This window comes from Pseudoduganella sp. GW821-FHT05F09, from assembly GCF_059419605.1.
The window spans coordinates 282,683-306,267 of record NZ_JBWKSD010000002.1 but is presented as its reverse complement, the minus strand read 5'-3'; the positions used below and the strand labels follow the sequence as shown (position 1 = coordinate 306,267).

The window sequence follows — 23,585 nt, the reverse complement described above, 5'->3', positions numbered from 1 at the left end:
CTCAGAACTTGAGGCGCAAGCCGGAGCGGTTGGCCAGCGCCGTCAGTCCCATCATGGCCATGGTCATCGCGGCGGCGTTCAGCAGACCGGGAACGCCGCCCGATTCGAGGAAAGGCCACCAGAAGCGCGGCAAGTGCAGCAGCGCCGCCAGTTGTTCCCACAGGTCCGGCGCGATATAGGCGAACAGCGCATTCGCGCCGGCCGGCATCAGCAGCGCGCTCCATGCGCGCCACTGCAGCACGTCGATCAGCACATAGAACAGCAGGAACAGCGCCAGCACCAGCCCGGAACACACCAGCGTGTACGACTCGGTTGCCTGGATCTTGTTGATGCCGTGCAGAGGGCGCAGCAGCATGCCCGCGCCGAACAGCGCCATGGCAAAGCAGGCCATCAGCACGATGCGGCGGCGGTGCAGCGCAGCCGGCGGCAGCTGCGCGGCGGCGGCCGGGGCAGCGCCGGCATCGCCTTGCGGCGCACGGCGCAGGAACAGCGTTCCCGCCAGCGTCCCCGCCAGCACATTGGCCGACGTGGAACCCAGTACCTGCGGCACATTGACGAAATCATTCAGCGCCTGCGGCAGCGGCAGCACGCCTGCAGTGCCGGCCAAGTACAGCACGACCAGCAGCACCATGGCCGCCAACAGCAGCAGCGGCTTGCCGTCGACGGCCACATAAACCACGCTGCAAAGCAGATAAGCCCAGCCTATCATGCCCAGGATGCCCCACCATGTATGCTGCAGGTAGACGCTGCTGAACTCCGCGTTCAGCTCGCCCCGGAAGGACGCCAGCAGGAACAGCATCAGCGCCAGCCCGGCCCAGAAGGCCGCGCCGCGCTGCGCGGCCTGGCGCCACAGCAGTATCATGGCCACGTAAAACAGCAGAAAGTAGGCGGCGCGCGGCAGCAGCGCGGCGGAGGCATCGTAGCGATAGGCATTGGCCAGCACCACGCCCGCCACCATCAGGCTGCCCGCGCGCCACAGCAAGCGTCCCGCCAGCGCCGCGCTGAAGCGCCCCTGCTCCCGGTTCAGCGCCAGCGGAATGGCGATGCCCACGATAAACAGGAAAGCGGGAAACACCAGGTCCGGCAAAGTAATGCCGTCCGCCCTGGCGCTGGAATGCTCCAGCCAAAACGGAATGCCCGGCATGCCGGCGACATAGTTCACCCAGATCATGGCCAGGATGACGAAGCCGCGGAAAGCGTCAAGACTGAGGAGGCGTGGCATTGATAGAAAGAAAAAAGGGGTCAGGGTTAATTAAATAATTAACCCTGACCCCATTTAGCGGTGGAGCAACTTAGTTATTTTGCGGCGGCGGCAGCTGCGCCAGCGGCTGGACGGTTGACCCACAGGATCCAGTAGCGGGCCAGGTCGGCGCGGCCGTCGGCGCCTTGCACGGTTTCCAGCACTTTGACGGCGTCTTCTTTCTTACCGGCCATGGCGTAGGAGTAGCCCAGGCGCAGCTTGGCGTCGTCGGCGTTCTTCAGGCCGCCCTTGGCGATGCCTTGCTGGATCAGGTCGATACCTTTGTCGAACTGTTCCAGCGTGACGTAGGCGTAGCCCAGGTTGACCAGGCCGGTGCCGTCTTTCGATTTCTTGGCCGAGGCTTCGCCGCTGGCGATGTTTTTCACGTCGTCCGCAGCCTGCTTGTCGGCCTGCGCCTTGATCTTCTTGTGCTTGTCCGCATTGCCGCCCACGCCCAGCACGCCGGCTGCGTAGCCCGCGTCCATGGCTTTCTTGGCTTCGATCGGCTGGCCGGCCAGCAGCGCCAGTTCAGCCATTTCCATATAGTCTTCCTGCGACATCTTCGAGACGGCGGCCTTTTCCAGGCGGTAGATGTCCAGCGCGAAGCGGGTCGAGTAGGTAGCCTTGCCCTGGGTGCGGCTCAGCAGGTCGATCCAGTAGTCGTCGGTCGGGTAGTACTGCACCAGCTTCTCGACGGCGACCAGGTAGGTGGCGGTGTCCTTGGACTTGGCGCCGGTGTTGGCCAGCAGCTGCAGCTCTTCCAGCGACGGCGCTTTGCCGGCCTTGGTGTTGGCGTCCAGGTCCTTCAGCAGTTCGGCCTTGGCGGTGGCGAAGTCGTTGTTGAAGTAGTAGGCGCGCAGCACGTAAGGACGCAGCTTGACGCTGTCGCCGGTGACTTCGGCGTACTTGTTGAAGGTGGTGATGGCTTTCGGATAGTCCTTGCCGTTGTAGTACAGATTGCCCAGCGCCTGGATGAAGTCGCCCTGGTCGGCTGCCGGCAGCTTGCCCGAGGCCAATACCGCTTCCAGGCCCTGGATGGTCATGGCGTTGTTGGCGGTGACCGAACCCAGCGACACTTTCATGCGGTTCAGCACGAACACTTCGTATGGGGTCAGGTTGGGCAGCGCTTCGGCCTGGGTGATGCGGTTCTGGACTTCGGCGTAGTTCTTGGCGGTCATCAGATCCTTGATCTGGGCCGGGTCCATCAGTTTGAACAGTTCAGGACGCACGGTGTCGGGCTTCGGTGCTTCCGGTGCGGGCGCGGCTTTTTCAGCGGCGTGCACGCCGGCCATCAGGGCCGGTGCGAAGTTCAGGCCGAGTGCGGCCACGATCAGGCTGGTACGTGCGAAACGAAACTTGGACATGGATAATCCTTCAATCTAAATAGAGACAAACGCGTATTCTCCCATAAATCGGGATAGGCGCCGGGTTTCAAAAGTGCGTGAATTGTAACCGCTGTTACACGGCGCGGGGGTAGGCCAGGCCTTCCGCGTTGAACAGCATGCAGCGCGCGGCAGGCAGGTGCAGGCGCACCGCAGCGCCGGGGGCGGCCCGCATGCCGTCGGCGGGCTGCTTGACGGCCGCCATGTCCGCCACGCCCGGCAGGGCCGCGTAGACGATCGACAGGTCGCCCAGGTTTTCGACGTGGCCCACGGTGGCGTCCACCAGGTTGTCCTCCGGCGGCAGCAGCTGGTCTTCCAGCACCGCGGCCCGGCGCAGCGCCACGTGCTCGGCGCGGATGCCGATGGTGACGGCATCGCCGCGCAGGGCGTCGCCGCCCTGCGCCGCCACTTCCACGATGGCGCCGCCGGCCAGCCGCACCGCCACGTAGTGCGGCGCGGCCGCCAGCACTTCGCCGGGGATGAAATTCATCTTCGGCGAGCCGAGGAAGCCCGCCACGAACAGATTGGCCGGGTTGTTGTACAGCTCCAGCGGCGTGCCCACCTGCTCGATGCGCCCGCCGTTGAACACCACGATGCGCTGGCCCAGCGTCATCGCTTCCACCTGGTCGTGCGTCACGTAGATCATGGTGGTTTTCAGCTCCTGGTGCAGGCGGCTGATTTCCACCCGCATCTGCACGCGCAGGCTGGCGTCCAGATTGGACAGCGGCTCGTCGAACAGGAACACCTGCGGCTTGCGCACGATGGCGCGGCCTATCGCCACGCGCTGGCGCTGGCCGCCGGACAGCTCCTTCGGCTTGCGCTTGAGCAGGGGCGTGAGCTGCAGGATGGCGGCGGCGCGTTCCACCATCTGCTGCACCTCGGCCGGCTTGTGGCCCGCCAGCTTGAGGGCGAAGGCCATGTTCTCGTACACCGTCATGTGCGGATACAGCGCATAGGACTGGAACACCATGGCGATGCCGCGTTCGGCCGGCGCCACGTCGTTGGCCACGCGCTCGCCGATGCGCAGCTCGCCGCCGCTGATGCTTTCCAGGCCCGCTATCATGCGCAGCAGGGTGGACTTGCCGCAGCCGGACGGCCCGACGAAGACCACGAACTCGCCGTCGGCGATGTCCAGGTCCACGCCGTGGATGACGGGCTGCTTGGCGTCGTAGTGCTTGACGACGCTTTTCAGGCTGACACTGGACATGGGCTTAGCTCGCGGCGGCCGGCTCTTGCGCCGGCGCCGCTGCTTCGGTTTTGCCGGCGCGCGAGGCCATCGGTATCAGCTGCGACAGCACGGCCGCCGGGATGGCCGAGAGCAGTACCCAGATGAAGAATTTCTGGTAGCCGAGCGCCAGCTGGATAGTGCCGCTGACGTACTTGAACAGCACGAAGCCGAGCTGCATCACGCCGGTGGAGAAGGCGTAGTGCGCGGTCTGGTATTTGCCCGGCGCGACCACCTGCATCATGTACAGGATGATGCCGACGAAGCCGAAGCCGTAGCCGAACATCTCGGCGCTCAGCGCCACGCCGATCACGGCGAGGTCGGTGGGCTGGTAGGCGGACAGGAAGTAGAACGCCATATTCGGCAGGTTGACCGCCAAGATCAGCCACAGGATGGCGCGCTTGAGGCTGAGCCAGGAGGTGAAATAGCCGCCCGCGATGGAGCCGACGATGAAGGCGATGGTGCCGGTGGTGCCGTACACGGCGCCCACTTCGGAGGTGCTCAGCCCCAGGCCGCCCAGGTTGCGCGCCTCGCGCAGGAACAGCGGGCCTATGGTCTGGATCTGCGCTTCGCCGGCGCGGAACAGGATGATGAACAGGATGGAGACCCAGATGCCGGGCTTGTTGACGTAGTCGATGATGACGTCCTTCAGCGTGCTGGCGATGCCGGCCGCCGTGGTGTCCGGCGCGAGCACGTTCTTGGCCGGCGGCAGCGCCCAGCTGTGGTACAGGCCGAGCGCGATCATGGTGGCGGCCAGGATGCAGAAGATGATGGTCCAGGCGGGCACCACGCCCTGCGATTTCTCCAGGTAGCCGGCCAGGATCACCAGGCCGCCCAGCGAGATGAAGCGGCCGGCGTTGAAGAAGGCGCCCTGCCAGCCGGCGTATCCGGCCTGCTGCTTTTCACTCAGGCTGGCGATGTACAGGCCGTCGCAGGCGATATCGTGGGTGGCCGAGCAGATCGCCACCAGGGCCAGCACCGCCACGCAGGCGGACAGCCAGAACGGCAGCTGCAGCGCCAGCGCCACCAGGCCCAGGCACACGCCGCCGGCCAATTGGAAGCCGACCACCACGACCTTCTTGCTGCTGGCCAGTTCCAGGAAGGGACTCCACAGCGGCTTGAACACCCAGGCGAAGCCGATGTAGGCGGTCCAATGCGCGATGTCGTCGTTCGGCACGCCCATGGACTTCAGCATCAGGCTGGCGATCAGCGCGACGGCGAAGAAGGGCAGGCCCTGCGCGAAGTACAGCGTGGGGACCCAGGCTAGCGGGCTGCGGATGGCGGGTTTTTCCATGGTGTGTCGTCCTGTTGTTATATTTGTTGCAGCGGTTTGGCGGGTTACGCGCTTCGCGCCAACCCGCCGTTGCAGTGTCAAGCGAAGCCGGGCACCGGGCAGCGGCCCTGCGCTTCGAGTTCGCCGGACAGCCAGGCGTTGACCGCTTCCAGCGCGGGCGCGGCAAAGCCGTAGGTCATCAGCGCGGCCGCGTCGATGTCCAGCGCCTGGTAGGGATTCCACAGCGCCAGGTGCAGGTCCGGCTTCCAGGTCGCGCGCGGCTTGGCGCCGTAGCGCAGGCGCGAGGTGGAGGCCAGCATGGTGTAGCGGCCATCCTGCGGCAGGGCGGACCAGTCGAAGGCGTCGGCGTCCGAATAGGTGACCAGCTCCACGTCGTACAGCTTGCCCAGCGTGGCTGCCACCACGGCGGCCGGCACGCCCGCTTCGGACACGCCGTCGCTGACCACGTCCTGGCGCGCCACCAGGCGCACCTTGGCGCCGGCGGCCGGGCGCTGCGGATTGCCGCGCGCGCTCAGGCTGCGGCGCCACCCTTCGGCCATCACCACGCGGTCGGCCGCGTCTTCCGTATAGGCGCGCGGCGCGCAGGGATAGGCTTGCGCCAGCGCGGCCAGGCGCGCCAGGCGCTCGTCCACGGCGGACTGCGCCAGCGAACCGTCGGCCAGCGCGGCGGCGATGGCGTTCAGCGTTTCGTCCTGCGTTTCCGGGGTGCCCAGCGCCATCACCATGTCCGCGCCGGCCACCAGCGCGCGCACGGCGGCGTTGCCCACGCCGTAGCGGCCTGCGATGGCGTGCATGTCCATGCCGTCGGTGATGATCACGCCACGGTAGTTCCACTGCTTGCGCAGCAGGCCGTCCAGGATGGCGGGCGACATGGTGGCGGGATTGTCGGCATCGATGGCCGGGTAGACGATGTGCGCCGTCATCATGGCCGGCGCCTGCGGGGCGGCCAGCTGGAAGGGCTTGAACTCGAAGTTCTCCAGCTCGGACAAGGGCTTGTCCACGGTGGGCAGGTCGCGGTGCGAATCGACGTGGGTATCGCCGTGGCCGGGGAAGTGCTTGACGCAGCAGGCAACGCCTTCCGCATGGCTGCCCGCCATCCAGGCCATGGCCAGTTCGGCGGCGCGCTGCGGCTCGGCGCCGAAGGAGCGCTCGGCGATCACCGGGTTGTGCGGATTGTTGTTCAGGTCCAGCACCGGCGCGAAGTTCCAGTTGAAGCCCAGCGACTTGACCGCGCGCGCCACGGCGGCGCCGGTGCGGTAGGCCAGGTCCGTGTCGTCGGCCGCGCCCAGGCCCATGGCCGCAGGCGGCGCCGGCACCCAGGTCGAGCGCACCACGGCGCCGCCTTCCTGGTCGATGGCGATCAGCGCGTCCGGCCCCATGACGGCGCGCAGGTCGGCGGTGAGCTTGGCCAGCTGGACGGAGTCCGTCATATTCCCGCGGAACAGGCACACGCCGCGTATGCTGTTGGTGCGGATGAAATCGGCGGTGTCCGCGTCCAGCACGGTGCCGGGGAAGCGTATCATGATGAGTTGACCGGCGATTTTGCGTAATTCCTGGTGATTCATTTGACTGCTCCGTCCATGCCGCGCATGAAATATCGTTGAGTGAAAAGGAAGGCTGCCAGCGTGGGCAGGATGGTGAGCACCGTGCCAGCGGCGATCACGCGGGTGCTGCTGCCGAAGGTGCCGCGCAAATACAGCACGCCCACCGACAGCGGGAACTCGTCCGGCTTGCTCATCACGATGGATGGCCAGATGTATTCATTCCATGCCTCCACCGCCGTCAGGATGCCGACCGTGGCCAGCCAGGGCGCGATCAGCGGCAGCATGATGCGGGTGAAGATGATCCACTCGGATGCGCCATCGACGCGGGCGGCGTCGATCAGGTCCTGCGGCACCTCCTCGAAGGCCTGTTTGAGCAGCAGGATGGCGACCGCTGTCACGACGTTGGGCAGGATCACGCCGGCGTAGGTATCGACCAGGCTCAGTTTCGTGACGGTGATGAAGTTGACCAGGAAGTTCACCTCGGACGGCAGCACCAGCGTGGCGAGGATCAGGCCGAACACCAGGCGGCGGCCCCTGAAATGCATGCGCGCCAGCGGATAGGCCGCCATGGAGCACAGCGCCAGTTTCCAGAACACGGTGAAGGCCGCGATCAGGACCGAATTCTTGAAGAAGGCCAGGAAGGGGATGACGCGGAACGCCTCCTCGAAGTTCTCCAGCGAAGGGGACTTGGGCCAGAAGGTGGGCGGGAAGGCGAAGATATTGCCCTCGGTGGACAGCGCCGTGACCACCGTCCACCAGAAGGGGAACACGCACACCAGCGCGATGGCGCACAGCACGGCGTAATGCAGGACGGTGCGCGTTTTCATTTCTGCCTCGGCTTCAGGTAGCGCAGGCACAGCATCGCGATGCCGACGCAGAACACGGACACCACGAAGCTGGCGGCCAGCGCGCGCGGCAGCTTCAGGTGCTTCAGGCCCTGGTCATAGGAGTAGTACAGCGCGGTGAAGGTGGAGTTCATCGGGCCGCCTTGCGTGAGCACGTCCACTTCCTGGTAGGCCTTTAGCGCGGCCAGCACGGACAGGATGGTGCAGACCATGATGGTGGGATGCAGCATGGGTACGGTGATTTTCCAGAAGCGCTGCCAGCGGCTGGCGCCGTCGAGGATGGCGGCCTCCTGCATCTCGGCCGGGACGGCCTGCAAGGCGGCCAGATACATCACCATATACCAGCCCAGGCCGCGCCACAGGGTGACGAACATGATGCAGAACAGGGCCAGGGTATCGTTCGACAGCCAGCCGACGGGCGCATCCACGAAGCGCAGCGCCATCAGCACGTAGTTGAGCGCGCCCTGCTCGTGGAACATAAAGCCCCACATGATGCCGACCACGGACACGGTGGTCACGACGGGCACATAGAAGGCCGCGCGGAAGAGGCGGATGCCGGGCAGGCGGTTGTTGACCAGCACCGCCAGGCCGAGCGCGCCGATCTGCACGAAGGGCACCATGAGCAGGAACACCAGCGAGTTTTTCAGGCCGGTGACGAACATCTCGTTATCGAAGATATAGCGGAAATTATCCAGCCCAACCAACGAGGTCGGGCGGATCAGGCTGTAATCGGTAAAGGCCAGATAAGAGCCGAAGCCCACGGGCCAGAACGAAAACGCTGCCAGCAAAACCAGCGCCGGCGCCAGGAACAGCCACGCCGCCAGCGCAGTACGGCGCCCGCTCACCATATCCCCCCCGCACCCCAGCCAGCCTGAGCCGCATTCGGGGTCTGACCCCAAATGCGGCTCGGTCCGCTAAGTGGCATCAGCGCCGGCTGCGAACTGGCAAGCTGAGCCGCAATCGGGGTCTGACCCTGAATGCGGCTCAGCTTGCTTTGGCGGGCGAGCTTTTTGTTCCAGATGGCGGCGGCGGCGTCGAGGGCTTGCTGGATGTCCTGGCGGCCGGTGACGCCGGCTTCGACGGCTTTCACTAGCGAGCGGCGCAGCTCGTCGTAGTCGGTCACGCCGGAGACGTATAGCGTGTGGGAGTGCGGCATCGAGACGGCGCCGGCGCTGACGGCTTTTTCGGCGGCGCCGGCGCCCGGCGGTACGGCCAGGAAGAACGGGTCGCGCGCCGCTTCGGCGGCGGCGGGGTAGACGCTGGCCTGCTTGGCGAACGCCAGCTGGTTCGCGTCGTTGGTCAGGTAGCGCGCGAACTCGCCTATCTGCGGCAGCAGTTTTTTGTCCACGCCGGCCGGCACGGCGAAGTGCACCAGCCAGCCGCCGTCTGCGATGCCGGTCGGTCCAAGCGGCGCGGGCGCCACGCCGGTCTTGGCGTAGATGTCCTTTGCGTCCGTCTCGATGCGCTTCACCGCCGTCGGCGGCGCGAGCAGCATGCCGAGGCGGCCGCCTTTGTAGGCGTCAATCGCGGCGGGGAAATTGTCCTCGGCGAACAGGCTGTCTTTCAGCAGGCCGCCCGCCTTGTACGTGGCCGCCAGCTTGGCCACCAGCGCCACGTGCGCCGGCGAGTTGAACGCGGCGCGGCCGTCCTTGATGACGGGCAGGCCTTGCTGCATCATCAGGCCGTCGATCTTGGACAGCGCGGGGCACAGCCCGGCCTTGCCGGTGCGCTGCGCGATCTGGCGCGCAAAGGCCAGCTGTTCGTCCAGGCTGTTCGGCGCGCGCGTCAGGCCGGCGGCCTTGAAGATGTCGGTGTTGTAGCTGATGACGGCGACGTTGCTGTACATCGGGAAGCCGTAGGTCTTGCCGCCGAAGGTGAGGTCTTCCAGCGTGCTGGCGAGGTAGCGCTGGCGCGCGCCTTGCAGCAGTTCGTCCACCGGCGTGAGCAGGCCGTCGCGCGCGAATTCGTCGGCCCATGGCACGTTCAGGTTGACCAGCGCAGGCGGCGTGCCTGCCACGATGCGCGTCACCAGCTTGGTCTGGATGATGTCCCAGGGGAAGTCCACCCATTCGATCTTGATGCCGGGGTGCGCTGCTTCGTAGCTGCGCGCCAGGCCTTCGAAGTAGGGCGTGAATTTGGGCTTCATGCTGAAGGTCCAGAATTCGATCTTCTGGACCGGCGGCGCAGCGGCCGCCAACGTTGCCGCGCCCAGGGCCATCAATGCTGTCAGCAGTAATTTGATTTTCATCGATGGTCCAGGGATGGCGGGTTACGATGCTCCTGTCCCGCGAGCCGCGTAGGGCGGGTTAGGCGGAGCCGTAACCCGCCGGCACTTAGGCTTAGTTGGTCTTGGTGACTTTGCTCAGGTGTCGCGGACGGTCCGGGTCCAGGCCGCGCGCGGCGGACAGCTTGGCTGCCATCACGTAGAAGGCCTGGATGGCGACGATGGGGTCCAGGTCCGGCGTGGCGGCGACCGGCAACGTCAGGTCGCGCTGGGCCACGTCGTCCGGCGCTGCCAGCAGCACGCGCGCGCCGCGGCCGCGCATTTCGTCGGCCAGGGCCAGCAGGCCTGCTTGCGTCGGGCCGCGCGTTGCGAAGATCAGCAGCGGGTAGCCTTCTTCGATCAGCGCCATCGGGCCATGCTTGATTTCGGCGCCGCTGAACGCTTCGGCTTGCAGCGCCGAGGTTTCCTTGAACTTCAGCGCGGACTCCAGCGCAACCGGGAAGCTGATGCCGCGTCCCACCACCATGATGTTCTTGGCCGGGGCCAGCACGTCCAGCGCGGGCGACCAGTCGGCTTCGGTGGCCTTCAGCAGCGATTCGGGCAGCGCCTGCAGGCCGGCCAGCAGCTCGGGGTCGTTCTGCCATTGCGCCACCAGGCGCGCACCGGCCACCAGCGAGGTGATGAAGCTCTTGGTGGCGGCCACGCTTTGCTCTTTGCCTGCGCGCAGCGGCATGGACCATTCGGCCGCCTGCGCCAGCGGCGAGTCGATGTCGTTCACCAGCGCCACGGTGGTGGCGCCGCCGTCGCGGAAGTAGCGGATCGGTTCGACCACGTCCGGGCTCTGGCCCGATTGCGATACGGCGATGGTGAGCGTGTCGCGCGTGATCAGCGGCGATTTGTGCAGCGTGACCAGCGACATCGGCAGCGAGGCCACCACGCGGCCCAGGCGCGCCATGATCAGGTAGGCGATGTAGTTGCAGGCGTGGTCGGAGCTGCCGCGCGCCACGGTCAGCGCGGTCGAGAAGGGCGTGCTCCTCAATTTGCGTCCCAGCTCCGCGTAGCGGTCAGCGTCGTTCGCCAGTTGCAGCGCGACGCATTCTGCGGCGGACAGGGCTTCTTTAAGCATCATTGAGGTCACAACGTTCTCCTTCGATATATACGGCTTTGAGTTTGAGATCCCGATCCAGCACCACCAGATCGGCATACGCGCCAGCCACCAGGCGGCCGCGTTCTTGCAGGCCGAGGTAGTCGGCAGCATGGGTTGAGACGCGGGCCGAGGCGTCCGCCAGGTCCAGTCCGAGTCCGACCAGGTTGCGCAGCGCCTGGTCCAGTGTGAGGGTGCTGCCGGCCAGCGTGCCGTCGGGCAGGCGCACGCCGCCCATGCACTTGTGCACGGTGTGCCGGCCCAGCATGTATTCGCCGTCCGGCATGCCGGTGGCGGCGGTGGAGTCGGTCACGCAGTACAGGCGCGGAATGGCGCGCAGCGCGGTCTTGATGGCGCCCGGGTGCACGTGCAGCAGGTCCGGTATCAGTTCGGCGTATTCGGCGTGCGCCAGCGCGGCGCCCACCATGCCGGGCTCGCGGTGGTGCAGGCCGCTCATGGCGTTGAACAGGTGCGTGAAGCCGGCCGCGCCGTGCTCGAGGGCGGCCACGCCGTCTTCATAGGAACCCAGCGTGTGGCCGATCTGCACGCGCATGCCTTCGTCGGCCAGTTCGCGCACCAGGCCGAGGTGGCCGGCGATTTCGGGCGCCACGGTGATCACGCGCAGCGGCGCCATGGTTTCCAGGCGCTGTACTTCGGCCAGGGTGGCGGCGCGCGCGAAGTTGGGCTGCGCACCGAGCTTGCCGGAGTTGATGTAGGGGCCTTCGAGGTGGGCGCCCAGCACGCGCGCTTCGTTCTTGCCGCGCTGGCGCACGGCTTTGCCGATCGCCGTGAGCGCCAGGTCGATGTCTTCCGGCGGCGCGGTCATGGTGGTGGCCAGCATGCTGGTGGTGCCGTGCCGCGCGTGGATGCGGGCGATGGCGTGCACCGCGTCGCCGCCTTCCATCACGTCCTTGCCGGCGCCGCCGTGCACGTGCAGGTCGATGAAGCCGGGGATGATGTAATCGTCGCCGTTCAGCTGCGGGTCGGCCGCTGCGCCTTGTATGCCGGCGATGCGTTCGCCGAACGAGATTGCGCCGCTCAGCCAGCCGGCCGGGGTCAGGATATTGCCTTGGATCGTTACATCGCTCATCTGCGCGACTCCGCTACAAATTCATAATAATCGCTGCGGCAGTAGGAGTGCGTAAGCTCCACCGCTGCGCCGTTTTCCAAATAACTCACGCGTGTAATGTGCAGCATGGCTACGCCAGGCTGGATATTGGCCAGCTTGGCTTGTTCTGTGGTGGCGTTGACCGCGCGGATGTGCTGCAGCGCGCGCATCGGCACCGTGCCGTTGGCTTCCAAAAAGCCGTACAGCGAACCGGTCACGCTGTGCGGGTTGGGCATGTAGGCGGCCGGGATGGTGGTGGTTTCGATCGCCATCACCACGTCGTCCGCCGTGCGCAGGCGCTTGAGGCGGGCCACCGGCATATTGGGCGACAGCCCCAGCGACAGCAGTTCCAGCGGCGCGGCCACGCCGATCTCGCGCTGCAGCCAGCGCGAACCGGCCGTGAAGCCGCGCTGGCGCAGCTCCTCGGAGAAGCTGGTCAGGCGCGACAGCGGCTGTTCCAGCTTGGGCGTGATGTAGGTGCCGGAGCCGCGCTTGCGGGTCAGCATGCCGCGGTCGCACAGCATGTCGATGGCCTTGCGCGCCGTGACGCGCGAGATGTCCAGCATGTCGGACAGCACGCGCTCGGACGGCAGCGCTTCGTTGGCGCGCCAGTCGCCGCTGGCGATGCCGTCGGACAGCTTGTTCGCCAGCTGCATGTATAGCGGCGTGTCGCTTTCGTGGTCCGGCCTGAAGTCGCTCAACTGGTCTAACACGGCTGCTCCCCTGTTCAGGATTTGGGTTGGTTTTGCTGCAGATGCTGCTGGATCAGCCGCAGCGCCCCGGCGGCGGAATCGCCCTGCGGCGCGACGATGCGGCGCAGCAGCTCGGACGGCAGGTAGCTGCGCAGCGGCTCGCCCAGCCCGCCGCACAGCGCGATCGGCAGCTTGCCGCCGGCGTCCAGCGCGTGCGCGATCAGGGCCACCTGGCGGCCCGCTTCGAGCAGGATGGCGCGCGCCACTTCGTCCGTGTCGGCATGCTGCAGCACGATGCGGGCCAGGTGGGCATAGTGGGTTTGGGTGGCGTTGGCCAGCCACACCTGGATGGCGTTGCGTTCGCCGCCGCAGGCGTTGATGACGGACGCCGCGAAGGCGCCGCCTTCGGCGCGGCCGTCTATCACCTGCTGGATATGGTTGATGGCGCGCAGTCCTATCCAGGCGCCGCCGGCTTCGTCGCCGGCCGGGAAGCCCCAGCCGCCCACTTCCTTGCGGCTGCCGTCGGCCAGCAGGATCTCGCCCACGCTGCCGGTGCCGAGCGCGATGATGGCGCCGGGCTGGCCCTGGTGGGCGCCGAGCACGGTGGTGTAGGCGTCGGTTTCCAGCGCCACCGCCGCGTAGCCGGGATTGGCGGCCACGAAGTTGGCGGCCCACTGGCGGTTGTGCACGCCCGCCAGGCCGAGGCCGATGGCGATGCGTTCGCGCGCCGGGTAGTCCAGGCCGCTGGCCTTGAAGGCCTTGCCGGCCGCATCCTCCACCGAGGACCAGGCGTTCTTGATGCCGTGCAGCAGGCCGGAAGGGCCGCTGTCGCCTTCGCCCAGCGCGGCGCCGTTGCTGCGCATTAAACGCACCCGGGTACCGCTGCCGCCGCCGTCGACGCCGATTAGGAATTCGATCATGTTCATGTCTGTGTGAGGAGCTGTGGGGCACTATATGGTTGCCCAACCAGCTTGTCAACAGGTATTTAACTGGTATTGTATTTGAGTGAAGTGGACTTGCTTTCCAAGGCGACAATTGCGGCCTAAGTTATTGTTTTATAACGCAGAGTTATTTTGTTGCGCGGGCGGGGAGTGTGGTCTTGAATAATGCCAATTTCGGCGGTCAAATGCAGAACGCCCGGCTCTGGGCCGGGCGTTCTGGTAAAGCTGGCTGGGCGGACCCGCAGGCCCGCCACCACCGTTAATTGTCGCGGCTGGGCCGTACCCCGCTGCGGTCTATCATCACCATGCGGGAGCCGTCCGCGCTGGACGGCTTGCCTTCGGCGTTCAGTTTGCCCTGCACGTTGACCCAGGCGCTGCCCGGGCCGCGCACCACCACGTCGGCCTGCTTGGCCACCAGGCCGCGCGCCTGCAGGTTGCCGGAGCCGGTCAGGCGGGCGTTCAGGTTGGCCGTGTTGCCGTCCAGGTGGACCTGGCCGGGGCCGCTCATGGTCACTTTCACGTCGCGGCATTCGGTAGTGGTTTTCAGTTCGCCGGAGCCGCGCACTTCCGCGTCCAGCGTGTCGCTGACTTTTTTCAGGTAGATATTGCCGGGGCCGCGGTTGCGGGTGACGGCGCGCGCCACCACCAGGCCCTTGGCGTCCAGGTCGCCGGAGCCGTTCACTTCCGCGCTCAGCGTGTTGCTGCTGCCGGACAGTTCCACATTGCCCGAGCTGTCCAGGATCACCCGCACATTGTTGCTGGCCAAGCCGCGCGCGCTCAGGTCGCCGGAGCCGTGCACTTCGGCGTCGAATTTCTTGATATTGCCGGCGATGCAGGCGTTGCCGGAGCTGCGCAGCATGGCGCTGGCGTTTTCCACCGACAGGCCACACGCTTCCAGGTCGCCCGAGCCGGAGATTTCGGCGCGGATTTCCTTGCTGCTGCCGCCCAGCGTGACGCTGCCGGAGCTGTGCATCAGCGCGTTGACGGTGTTGGTGTGCAGTTCCTGCGCTTCCAGGTCGCCGGAGCCGCTCAGCTCGGCGTTCAGGTCCAGGCTGATGGCGCCGGCCTGCACGTCGCCGGAGCCGCTCATCTGCAGTTTCATGCTGCCGGTTTTCAGGTGGCGCATGTCCAGGTCGCCACTGCCGCCGGAGCGCACCACCAGGCTGCCGACCGCGCCACTGGCGTCCACGTCGCCGGAGCCGCTGGCGGTCAGCGCGAACTGCGCGCCTTTGAGCTGGTCGGCGCGCACGTCGCCGCTGCCGGAGGCGGTCAGGCTTTTCAGGCCGGCCGCGCTGATGCGCACGGTGGCTGGCTCCATGCTTTTGCCAAAGTGGAAGGAGAAGCCGTTGCGCTTGACTGGGCGCACGATCAGCGTGCCGTTCTCCACCACGGTTTCCAGGCCGTCCAGCTGCTTGCGGGTGCCGCGCACTTCCACCGCGCGGCCGCCGTCGTCCTTGATTTCCACGTTGTACGGGCCGGCCAGGTCGATCGCCGTAAACGCGGCCACGGGGCGCGCCTCGGTCACGTGGGCGTTGGCGGCGGGCGTGTCCGCATGGCCGGGCAGGGCGATGGCGCCGCCCACGGCGAGGGCGCTAAGCAGGGCTGTTTGTTTGATCAGCTTATTCATATTGTTTTCACTGTGGTGGTTGCCCGGAGGGGCGGGGAAGTGTGTGAACAATAAGATAAAAAGCGCTGGACGGTGGGCGGAAAGGGACGAAAGCGCAAATTCGCGGGATCAACTGCAAAATAGCGGCGCTGAAATGCAAGCGGCCCGCAAGCGGGCCACCTGGCGGGTCCGGGACGGCTTATTTGGTGTAGAAGCTCAGGTCCTTGGACAGCGTGTTTTCATAGGTGCGCATCGCTTCGGCGGCTTCGCGCTGGACTTCGGCGCGCGAACGGCCGGCATCCTTTTTCGCCAGCGCGGCAGGCACGGCGGCGGCGGCGGCCGGGGTGGCGGCGCTGGCCATCAGCACGGGCGCCGGGCGGGCGGCGGTTTCAGCGGCGGCGTCGGCTTTTGCTGCGTCGGATGCGAATGCCGAGGAAGTGGCCAGAACGGTCAGGGCGGCGATCAGTTTCAGCGATTTCATGGTCTTGCTCCTTGTGGAAGTGGGGTGATGGGGTGTTTCCTCATCGATACTTGCCAGTGTATACAGCGGGATTGCGCAGAAAAAGACGCATAATCGCAATGCACAATTTTGCAATGGGCAATAATCGCCACCCTACAGCTTTTGCCGTTTCAGTCCGTAAAGTTGTGTAGCGGCATAGCCACTCAATTGCTGATGGCCACGCTCATAGCTGTCATAATGGCTGCAGAGCGACGCCGGCCGAGCGAATGCCAAGCCGGGAAGGAGAAATAACATGATCAAATACATAGGGACCAAGAAAACCAGTGAAGGCGGCATCCTCTATGTTTTCCTGATTAACGGTTTGCAGAAGGAAGTGCGCGAAAGCGCGCTCAAGCAATATCCGGGCTGCTACGACGCGCTGCCGGCCGCTGCCAAAGCCAAGATCAGCGCCAACCGCGCCTGGATGTCCAAAATCTAGCAATGCCGTCCCGCACCCCACCGTCCGCACTGCGCGCACTGGCGTTGAGTCTGCTGCTGGCTGTCCCAGCCGCGCAGGCCGCGCCGCCCACCACCTTTGGCACGGTCATCGGCAGCGGCCTGCTGTGCCGCGACGAAACCAGCAACCGCTTTTACTATGACTACATGGTCAAGTTCTTCGGGCCGCCCTACAAGCGCGAAGGCGGCGCCTGGTGGTTCCGCACCCAGGACGCCCGGCTTTGGGGCACCGAGATCGTGGAAGTGATCGTCAGCGACGACAGCTGGCCCATGGTTTTCGTCGGCGCGGTGGCTGAAAGCACGCCGGAAAAGCTGGAGGAAGCCATCATTGCCCAGGATGGGCTGCGGTATGCGAAAATTGACAGTTCGCGCTACCCGGTGCGGGAGGCCAAGCCCGGCAGCCGCATCGTGTATGCCGACCGCAGGGCGAAGATATACTGCGCCAAGTTCAAGCCGCTGCCGCCCGCCTTGCGCTGACGGCGGGCCCGCGCTGCGGTGGTGCTCATCCAGGGACTACATGTACACGCAATTTTTCAATCTGAAACAATCGCCGTTTTCCATCGCGCCCGACCCGCGCTATCTGTACATGAGCGAACGCCACCGCGAAGCGCTGGCGCATTTGCTGTACGGCGTGGGCAGCGGCGGCGGCTTCGTGCTGCTGACCGGCGAAATCGGCGCCGGCAAAACCACGGTGTGCCGCTGCTTCATGGAGCAGATTCCCGAGAATTGCCAGCTGGGCTATATCTTCAATCCCAAGCTGACCGTGGAGGAGCTGCTGCTGTCGGTCTGCGACGAGTTCCGCATCACACTGGCGCCGCAGGGCGCGGGGGCGGTGAGCGTGAAGGGCTATGTGGACGCGATCAACCAGCATCTGCTGGCCAGCCACGCGCAAGGCCGCAACAATGTGCTGATTATCGACGAGGCGCAGAACCTGTCGGCCGACGTGCTCGAGCAGCTGCGCCTGCTGACCAACCTCGAGACCAGCGAGCGCAAGCTGCTGCAAATCATCCTGATCGGCCAGCCCGAGCTGCGCTCCATGCTGGCGCGGCCGGAACTGGAGCAGCTGGCGCAGCGCGTGATCGCGCGCTACCACCTGGGCTCGCTGTCGGTGGAGGAAACCGGCAGCTATATTGGGCACCGGCTGGCGGTGGCGGGCGCGTCGGGCGTGGCGCCGTTCCCCGGCGGGCTGATGCAGCAGATCCACCAGCTGACCAAGGGTGTTCCGCGCCGCATCAACCTGCTGTGCGACCGCGCCATGCTGGGCGCCTACGTGGAAAACGCGCAGCAAGTCACGCGCAAGATCCTGCGGCGTGCTGCGGCGGAAGTCTTTGCCACTGAAACGGGCGCAGCGCCGGCGCGTCCGCTATGGCTGCCCATCGCCGCGGGCGTCCTTGCCGGCGCCGTCCTCACCGCCACCGCCGCCTGGCAGCTGATGCCCCATTCCGCGCCCATCGCGGGGGCTGGCACCGCGAAAATTCCGGAGGCCAGCGTCGCAGCGCATGGCGGCGCCACCGCGCCGGCGGCGGCAAGCGCCAAAATGCCGGAGACAGGCGCCGCCGTGGGGGCTGCGGCAACGTCGGACTTGGCCTTGCGGCAGATGGCGGCCCTGTGGGGGCAGGCAGTTCCAGCCGGGGAGTTTTGTCCGGCGGCGGCGAAGCAGAATTTGCGCTGCCTGTTCGGCAAAGGCGGCCTGGATGATGTGCGCCTGCTGGACCGCCCGGTGGTGCTGAAGCTGATCGACGATCCCACCACGCCGCGCTTCGCGACGCTGACGGCGATGGACGGGCAGGGCGCCACGCTGGACATCGGCGGCAGGCGCGAAACCGTGCCGCTGGCAGCGCTGGCCAGCCGTTTCGACGGCAGCTTCATCACGCTGTGGCGCGCGCCGCGCGGCTGGCGCGACGAGGTGTCGGCGGGCGATCACGGGCCGGACGTGGACTGGCTGGCCAAGCGGCTGGCGTCCCTGAGCGGCGCCAAGCCGCCCCAGGAGAACCGGCCCATGGACGCGGAGACCCAGCGCCTGTTGCGCGAGTTCCAGCTAAGCCAGAACCTCAAGGCCGACGGCGTGGCGGGACCGAAAACTTTCATCAGGCTGAATCAGCTCGGCGGCGTGAATGAACCGCGCCTGCTGGCGCCAGCAAAGCCCGGCGTTGCCGTGGCGGGGAAATAATATGTCGTACATTCTGGAAGCGCTCAAGAAGGCGCAGGCGGAACGCCAGCTGGGCGCCACGCCGACCATCCATGCGCCTACGCTGGACGCGGCCGCTCCGCGCAGCGCGGACGGCGCGCGCTGGAAGCCGCTGGCCCTGGCGGCCGGTACCGCCGTGATCGCAGGCGCCGCCGTGCTCCTTTGGCGCCAGCAGCCGGCGCCTGCCGTTCTGACCACTGCTGCGCAGGTGGCCGCCACCGCTCCCGTGGCGGCGTCCCCTGCATCTGTTGCGCAGACAGCCGCGCCAGCCGCACCCGCCGCGCTGGATGTGCCCGCCGCAGCGCCCCCCGTATTGCCCCCCGTTTCGCCTGCCGCCATGCCGTCGCGCGCCGCCGCGCCGGCTGCCGCGATGCCGTCGCCTTCCGCCGTGCCGTCTGCGCCGCCCGCTGCCGCTCCGGCGCAAGCAGCCATTGCCCCGGCGCCTGCGCTGAAGGCCGCGCCTGTGCCAGCGCCGCCTTCGGCGCCCACGCTGGTCCAGGCTTCCGCGCCGCCGGCCCGTGCCGCCGCCGAAGTCCCCGAGGAGCCCGTCCAGCTGCTGCGCGACTTGCCCGAACCGATACAGCGCAGCATTCCCCAGATCACCATGGGCGGCTATATGTACTCGCGCAACCCTGCCGACCGCCTGGTGCTGATCGACAAAATCCTGCGCCACGAAGGCGAGGAGGTGGCTCCCGGCCTGGTGCTCGAGAAACTGCTGCCCAAAGCCGCCATCTTCACCTTCAAAGGCTACCGCTACCGCGTGCCATATTGAAAGACTCCCTGATGCATCCAGAACATCCACCGCTTCCCGGCAATGTTGTCGGCATCGTCGGCACTTCGGGCAGCGGCAAGACCACGCTGCTGGAGTTGCTGGTGGCGCAACTGGCGGCGCAAGGCCTGCGCGTCAACGTCATCAAGCATAGCCACCATGACCTGGAGCTCGAGCCGCCGCGCAAGGATTCCGCCCGCCTGCGCATGGCCGGCGCGGCCGAAGTGATGGTGGCCTCGCCGTTCCGTTTCGCCATTATCCAGGAGCTGCGCGGCGCGCCCGAACCGACGCTGGACGAGCAGCTGGCGCGCCTGGCGCCGGCCGACCTGACCCTGGTCGAAGGCTTCAAGTCCTATCCTTTCGACAAGCTGGAAGTCTACCGCCCGGACACGGGCCGCGCGCCCCTGTATCCGGCCGACCCGAACATCGTGGCGGTCGCCTCCGACCAGCCCGCGCCCGCCGGGCTGCGCGACGGCCTGGCCTGGCTGGACCTGAACCATCCGCCGGCCATCCTGGCCTGGCTGGCGCAGCGCATAAAAATTATTTCGCCGGCGGCCTAAAGCTTGCAAAAAAACGTCCGTAAACAGGGGATACCCCATAGTGGAGGAAGTCATGGACGTTACAGGAATTGCCCGGCTGGCAACCAGCATCGCCGATACCGGCACCAAGCAGGACGTGGCTGTGGCCGTGCAGAAAAAAGCCCAGGACATCCAGGCCTCGAGCGCGCAGGCGCTGATTGAAGCGATCCCGCCCGTACCCAAGGCATCGAATCTGCCTTCGAATCTTGGCAACACCATCAACACCACCGCGTAATGCGCCGGCGGCGCTTGTACGCGCCGCCTTCTCCGCCTCAAAAAAAGTTTAACAATCTCTCCCAGCGCGTCAACAGATTCGCAATGTCCGGCGTTAATGCCCTACGTAGGAATTCTTACGGACAACATCGAGGGAACACCAAATGAAAAAACTGATCGCCGCTGCTATCGCCGCCACCTTCGCCATGGGCACCGCTTTTGCACAGGCGCCTGTCGCCGCTGCTGAACCTGCTGCCGCTCCAATGCACAAGAAAGCCGTGCACAAGAAGGCTACGCACAAGAAAGCCGCACACAAAAAGGCCAAAAAGGCAGCGCCAGCCGCCTGATGTCCACACGCGCCCTGCGCGCACCAGCTAGCCCGGATTCACTGCCTCGGTGACTCCGGGCTTTTTCTTTTGTAAATTTAAAAAAATGTGTAAGGATGCTGGCACAGTGCGCGACTATGCTTCAGCCGCAGATTTCTGCGCACTGGAAACAATAACCTACCCAAGGAGATACACATGAACAAGCGTCAAGCCCTGATCGCCGCAGCCCTGGCCACCGTCTGCAGCGCCGCCACCATTACCGCCTCGGCCGCCATGGAGCCCGCAGGCGACAAGGAAAAATGCTTTGGCGTGGTGAAAGCCGGCCAGAATGATTGCGCCTCGTCCAATGGCTCGCATTCCTGCGCCGGACAAGCCAAGGCCGACAACGCGCCGACCGAGTGGAAATATGTGGCCAAGGGCACTTGCGAAAAAGCCGGCGGCAAGACCACCGCGCCAGCCAAGTAATCGCCTGCGGACCACGGAGCCCTCGCCATGCCGCACAGCGCCCATCCGGCCCATGCCCTGGGCGCCGGCGTCGGCCTGAGGGCGCCGCATTACCGCCAGTTCCTGGAGCAGCGGCCGCGCGCCGGCTGGCTCGAAGTCCACACCGAGAACTATCTCGACCAGGGCGGATGGGACTGGCATGTGCTGCAGGAATTGCGGCGCGACTATCCGCTCAGCCTGCATGGCGTGGGACTGGGGCTGGGTTCGGCGCGCGGCTTTTCCGAGCAGCATCTGGAACGTGTGCGGGCGCTGGTGCGGGCGGTGCAGCCCGCGCTGGTGTCCGAGCATTTGAGCTGGGGCGCGGTGTTCGGGCGGCATTTGAACGACCTGCTGCCGCTGGCGCTGAACGCCGCCGCGCTGGATTTGCTCAGCGAGCGCGTGCAGCGCGTACAGGACAAGCTGCAACGCACGATATTGCTGGAAAACGTGTCCACCTATGTGCGCTTCCGCGACGACGCCATGAGCGAGGCGGAGTTCCTGGCCGCGCTGGCGCAGCGCACCGGCTGCGGGCTGCTGCTGGACATCAATAATCTGTATGTGAACCAATGCAACCACGGCGAAGACGCGCTGGCCGCCATCGCCGCGATTGCGCCGGGAACGGTGGGCGAGTTCCACCTGGCCGGCCACCTGGCGACACCGGACGCGGTGATCGACCACCACGGCGCCGAAGTCGCCGCGCCCGTCTGGGCCTTGTACGAAGCGGCCCTGCTCCGCTTCGGCCCGCTGCCCACGCTGATCGAATGGGATACCGATATTCCCGCGCTGGAGGTGCTGCTGGCCGAGGCGGACAAGGCGGCCGCCATCGCCGGACGCGTGGCGGCAGGGCGGGGCGCCAGTGCCAGTGCCGGCGCCAGCCTGGCGGCGCCGCAAAAAACCGCGCCGGCGAGCACGCCCGGCGGCGCCGATGCGCTGGCCGCCTCCCAGCAAGCCTTCGCCGCCGGCCTGCTCGACATCGCCGAGTCCGCCCCTGCGCTGGCCGCTTTCCAGGGCGAGGGCAAGCAGCATTGCTACGCCCTGTACCGGGGCAACCTTACCGTCACCTGGCGCAAGACTTTAGCCAGCGCCTACCCGGTCATCGCGCAACTGGTGGGCGAGGAATTTTTTGACGCGCTGAGCGCCGAATACGGCCGCGCCCATCCATCCTCCAGCGGGGACCTGAACCAGTTCGGCGCCGGCTTCGCCGGTTTCCTGCACACATTCCCGCACACCGCCGAGCTGCCCTATCTGCCCGACATGGCCCGGCTGGAATGGTCGCTGCACCGCGCCCATTACGCCGCCGATGCGCCCGCCGTCAGCGCCGCCGAGTTGGCGGCCGTTCCGCCCGAAGCAATCGAGGACGCGCGCCTGCCGCTGCGGCCGGCGTGCACGCCGCTCGCCTTCGGCTACAGCGTGGTGCAACTGTGGCAGGCCCACCAGCCCGATGGCCCGCCGTTTCCCCAGCACATGGATGCGCCCAGCCACGCGCTGGTCGCCCGCCCGCGCTGGAAGACGGAAGTGCTGCCCCTGAGTCCGGCCGCTTACGCCGCCCTGGCCGTGCTGCACGGCGGCGGCAATTTCGGCGCCGCGCTCGACGCCGCGTTCGATATCGACGAAACCTTCGACGTTGCCGCGCATTTGCAGCAATGGCTGGAGCACGCGGTGTTCAGCGCCATCAATTGACCCCGCAGCCCCGGCTGCTTCCTGACTGAAACGAGACCGACATGAAAAACCTGTTTGCATTGCATCGCCTGTCCACCCGCTACGATGCCGCGCTGGGCGACTGGGGCGGGTCGCTGGCCAGCCTGGCGCTGCGCCTGTACGTGGGCTGGCAGTTCCTGAAAGCCGGACTGGCCAAGCTGAACGACTGGAGCGCCACGCTGGCGCTGTTCCACGACGAATACAAAGTGCCATTGCTGCCGCCGGACCTGGCCGCCTACATGGGCGCGGGCGGCGAGCTGGTGTTGCCGCTGCTGCTGTTTATCGGCCTGTTCTCGCGCCCGGCGGCGCTGGCGTTGTTCTTTGTCAACGCGGTGGCGGTGCTGTCCTACCCGCAGCTGTTCAGTTTTGAATGCCCGGCGGCGGTCAACGACCATTTCTTCTGGGGCGTGATGCTGCTGGTGCTGGTGGCGTTTGGGCCGGGCCGCTTTTCGCTGGACGCGCTGATGGCGCGCCAGGGGCGGGGCCAAATTTAGCGGAAGGCGCGCATCAGCTTGGCTTCACCGCTGATGTCGTGGAATTGCAGATTGGCGGCGTGGGTGGCGGCGATCATGCGCCCCAGTTGGGCGTCTTCAAAGCGCGCCAGTTCTTCGGTGGCGGCCAGCAGCGCCTGGGTGAGCTTGGCGCGCGCATTCTGGTACAGCGCGCTGGTGCACTGGTCGGTATTCTTCAGGAGTTCTTCCGCATTTTCGATGACCTGCCGCAAATCGCCGATCAGGCGCTCCTGGTTTTGCAGCTTCTGTTCCGGGCCGTCCATGGCGCCTCCCCCTCCAGCTGGTTGAGCACTAGTTTGCGGAACAGGCACGGCCCGTCCCGCTTTCAGCTTAGCGGCAGATTGCTCAAATGCAAGTAAATTTCCGTCCGCACCATCAAGCGCCGTCGGCGCCGCTGTCGCCCAGCACGCTGATGCGCACATCGCCCACGCTTACTTGCTGGCCTGCACGTATCTTGCAGGTCTTGCGCAATTCCTGCTTGCCGTCGACCTTCACCTGGCCGCTGGCCACCAGCACTTTGCCGGCGCCGCCGCTGTCGCACAGGCCGACATTCTTCAACAGCTGGTTCAATTCGATGAATTCCGACGTCAGTTCAAAACTAACCTTTTGCATTTATTT

The 23,585-nt window shown here is 66.2% G+C and carries 26 protein-coding genes; 10 read left to right on the top strand and 16 right to left on the bottom strand.

Annotated features, from left to right (window positions below; genetic code table 11):
- Position 1: 1 nt before the first annotated feature.
- The 14 genes from AC07S4_RS06550 to AC07S4_RS06485 form a co-directional block, all read right to left on the bottom strand.
- A complete protein-coding gene (locus AC07S4_RS06550; protein WP_494985866.1) occupies positions 2-1,222 on the bottom strand; it encodes a hypothetical protein in 1,221 nt (406 codons plus the stop codon).
- A 74-nt stretch (positions 1,223-1,296) separates the two neighbouring features.
- Positions 1,297-2,604, bottom strand: coding sequence for a tetratricopeptide repeat protein (locus AC07S4_RS06545; RefSeq protein ID WP_494985865.1), 1,308 nt, complete (start codon positions 2,602-2,604; stop codon positions 1,297-1,299).
- A gap of 94 nt (positions 2,605-2,698) precedes the next feature.
- Complete coding sequence (locus tag AC07S4_RS06540; protein WP_494985864.1) at positions 2,699-3,829, bottom strand: ABC transporter ATP-binding protein; 1,131 nt, start codon at positions 3,827-3,829, stop codon at positions 2,699-2,701.
- Positions 3,830-3,833: 4 nt separating this feature from the next.
- Positions 3,834-5,141, bottom strand: coding sequence for an MFS transporter (locus tag AC07S4_RS06535; RefSeq protein ID WP_494985863.1), 1,308 nt, complete (start codon positions 5,139-5,141; stop codon positions 3,834-3,836).
- Positions 5,142-5,218: 77 nt separating this feature from the next.
- Complete coding sequence (gene nagZ / locus AC07S4_RS06530; RefSeq protein WP_494985862.1) at positions 5,219-6,706, bottom strand: beta-N-acetylhexosaminidase; 1,488 nt, start codon at positions 6,704-6,706, stop codon at positions 5,219-5,221.
- Positions 6,703-7,512, bottom strand: a complete 810-nt coding sequence (locus AC07S4_RS06525) for a carbohydrate ABC transporter permease (protein ID WP_494985861.1) — start codon at positions 7,510-7,512, stop codon at positions 6,703-6,705. Before AC07S4_RS06525 ends, nagZ begins: the two co-directional genes overlap by 4 nt.
- Entirely contained in the window at positions 7,509-8,378 is an 870-nt protein-coding gene (locus AC07S4_RS06520; protein WP_494985860.1) for a carbohydrate ABC transporter permease, read from the bottom strand. Before AC07S4_RS06520 ends, AC07S4_RS06525 begins: the two co-directional genes overlap by 4 nt.
- Positions 8,372-9,778 (bottom strand): ABC transporter substrate-binding protein, encoded by a 1,407-nt coding sequence (locus tag AC07S4_RS06515; protein WP_494985859.1) that lies wholly within the window; start codon positions 9,776-9,778, stop codon positions 8,372-8,374. The genes AC07S4_RS06520 and AC07S4_RS06515 overlap by 7 nt, the downstream gene beginning before the upstream one ends.
- Positions 9,779-9,869: 91 nt before the next feature.
- Positions 9,870-10,883 (bottom strand): SIS domain-containing protein, encoded by a 1,014-nt coding sequence (locus AC07S4_RS06510; protein ID WP_494985858.1) that lies wholly within the window; start codon positions 10,881-10,883, stop codon positions 9,870-9,872.
- Complete coding sequence (nagA, locus tag AC07S4_RS06505) at positions 10,873-11,988, bottom strand: N-acetylglucosamine-6-phosphate deacetylase (RefSeq protein ID WP_161072445.1); 1,116 nt, start codon at positions 11,986-11,988, stop codon at positions 10,873-10,875. The genes AC07S4_RS06510 and nagA overlap by 11 nt, the downstream gene beginning before the upstream one ends.
- Positions 11,985-12,719 carry a GntR family transcriptional regulator gene (locus AC07S4_RS06500; protein ID WP_161072444.1) on the bottom strand — a complete coding sequence of 245 codons (735 nt, stop codon included), beginning with the start codon at positions 12,717-12,719 and terminating at the stop codon, positions 11,985-11,987. Before AC07S4_RS06500 ends, nagA begins: the two co-directional genes overlap by 4 nt.
- Before the next feature lie 14 nt (positions 12,720-12,733).
- A complete protein-coding gene (locus AC07S4_RS06495) occupies positions 12,734-13,618 on the bottom strand; it encodes a glucosamine kinase nucleotide-binding domain-containing protein (RefSeq protein ID WP_494985857.1) in 885 nt (294 codons plus the stop codon).
- A gap of 280 nt (positions 13,619-13,898) precedes the next feature.
- On the bottom strand, positions 13,899-15,266 hold the full coding sequence (locus tag AC07S4_RS06490; protein ID WP_494985856.1) for a GIN domain-containing protein: 1,368 nt from the start codon (positions 15,264-15,266) through the stop codon (positions 13,899-13,901).
- 178 nt (positions 15,267-15,444) lie between these two features.
- On the bottom strand, positions 15,445-15,726 hold the full coding sequence (locus tag AC07S4_RS06485; protein WP_494985855.1) for a hypothetical protein: 282 nt from the start codon (positions 15,724-15,726) through the stop codon (positions 15,445-15,447).
- A 271-nt stretch (positions 15,727-15,997) separates the two neighbouring features.
- On the opposite strand from AC07S4_RS06485, the gene AC07S4_RS06480 reads away from it, so the two are divergent.
- The 10 genes from AC07S4_RS06480 to AC07S4_RS06435 all read left to right on the top strand — a co-directional run bounded on the left by AC07S4_RS06480 (position 15,998) and on the right by AC07S4_RS06435 (position 22,949).
- Entirely contained in the window at positions 15,998-16,183 is a 186-nt protein-coding gene (locus tag AC07S4_RS06480; protein ID WP_161072440.1) for a hypothetical protein, read from the top strand.
- Positions 16,184-16,185: 2 nt separating this feature from the next.
- A complete protein-coding gene (locus AC07S4_RS06475) occupies positions 16,186-16,677 on the top strand; it encodes a hypothetical protein (RefSeq protein WP_494985854.1) in 492 nt (163 codons plus the stop codon).
- Between the two features lie 40 nt (positions 16,678-16,717).
- Positions 16,718-18,370, top strand: a complete 1,653-nt coding sequence (locus AC07S4_RS06470; RefSeq protein WP_494985853.1) for an ExeA family protein — start codon at positions 16,718-16,720, stop codon at positions 18,368-18,370.
- A gap of 1 nt (position 18,371) precedes the next feature.
- Entirely contained in the window at positions 18,372-19,160 is a 789-nt protein-coding gene (locus tag AC07S4_RS06465; RefSeq protein ID WP_494985852.1) for a general secretion pathway protein GspB, read from the top strand.
- Between the two features lie 11 nt (positions 19,161-19,171).
- On the top strand, positions 19,172-19,717 hold the full coding sequence (gene mobB / locus AC07S4_RS06460) for a molybdopterin-guanine dinucleotide biosynthesis protein B (protein ID WP_494985851.1): 546 nt from the start codon (positions 19,172-19,174) through the stop codon (positions 19,715-19,717).
- 52 nt (positions 19,718-19,769) lie between these two features.
- Positions 19,770-19,970 carry a YjfB family protein gene (locus tag AC07S4_RS06455; protein WP_161072435.1) on the top strand — a complete coding sequence of 67 codons (201 nt, stop codon included), beginning with the start codon at positions 19,770-19,772 and terminating at the stop codon, positions 19,968-19,970.
- A gap of 142 nt (positions 19,971-20,112) precedes the next feature.
- Positions 20,113-20,295: a hypothetical protein gene (locus tag AC07S4_RS06450; RefSeq protein ID WP_228895362.1), complete on the top strand. Its 183-nt coding sequence runs from the start codon at positions 20,113-20,115 to the stop codon at positions 20,293-20,295.
- A 174-nt stretch (positions 20,296-20,469) separates the two neighbouring features.
- A complete protein-coding gene (locus tag AC07S4_RS06445) occupies positions 20,470-20,739 on the top strand; it encodes a BufA1 family periplasmic bufferin-type metallophore (protein ID WP_494985850.1) in 270 nt (89 codons plus the stop codon).
- Positions 20,740-20,766: 27 nt separating this feature from the next.
- On the top strand, positions 20,767-22,437 hold the full coding sequence (gene bufB / locus AC07S4_RS06440) for an MNIO family bufferin maturase (RefSeq protein ID WP_494985849.1): 1,671 nt from the start codon (positions 20,767-20,769) through the stop codon (positions 22,435-22,437).
- A 41-nt stretch (positions 22,438-22,478) separates the two neighbouring features.
- On the top strand, positions 22,479-22,949 hold the full coding sequence (locus AC07S4_RS06435; RefSeq protein ID WP_494985848.1) for a DoxX family protein: 471 nt from the start codon (positions 22,479-22,481) through the stop codon (positions 22,947-22,949).
- On the opposite strand, the gene AC07S4_RS06430 is transcribed toward AC07S4_RS06435, so the two are convergent.
- Entirely contained in the window at positions 22,946-23,230 is a 285-nt protein-coding gene (locus tag AC07S4_RS06430) for a DUF883 family protein (protein ID WP_494985847.1), read from the bottom strand. The two genes, AC07S4_RS06435 and AC07S4_RS06430, sit on opposite strands and share 4 nt — an antisense overlap.
- A gap of 112 nt (positions 23,231-23,342) precedes the next feature.
- Positions 23,343-23,579: an RNA-binding S4 domain-containing protein gene (locus AC07S4_RS06425; protein ID WP_161072429.1), complete on the bottom strand. Its 237-nt coding sequence runs from the start codon at positions 23,577-23,579 to the stop codon at positions 23,343-23,345.
- Positions 23,580-23,585 lie beyond the last annotated feature (6 nt).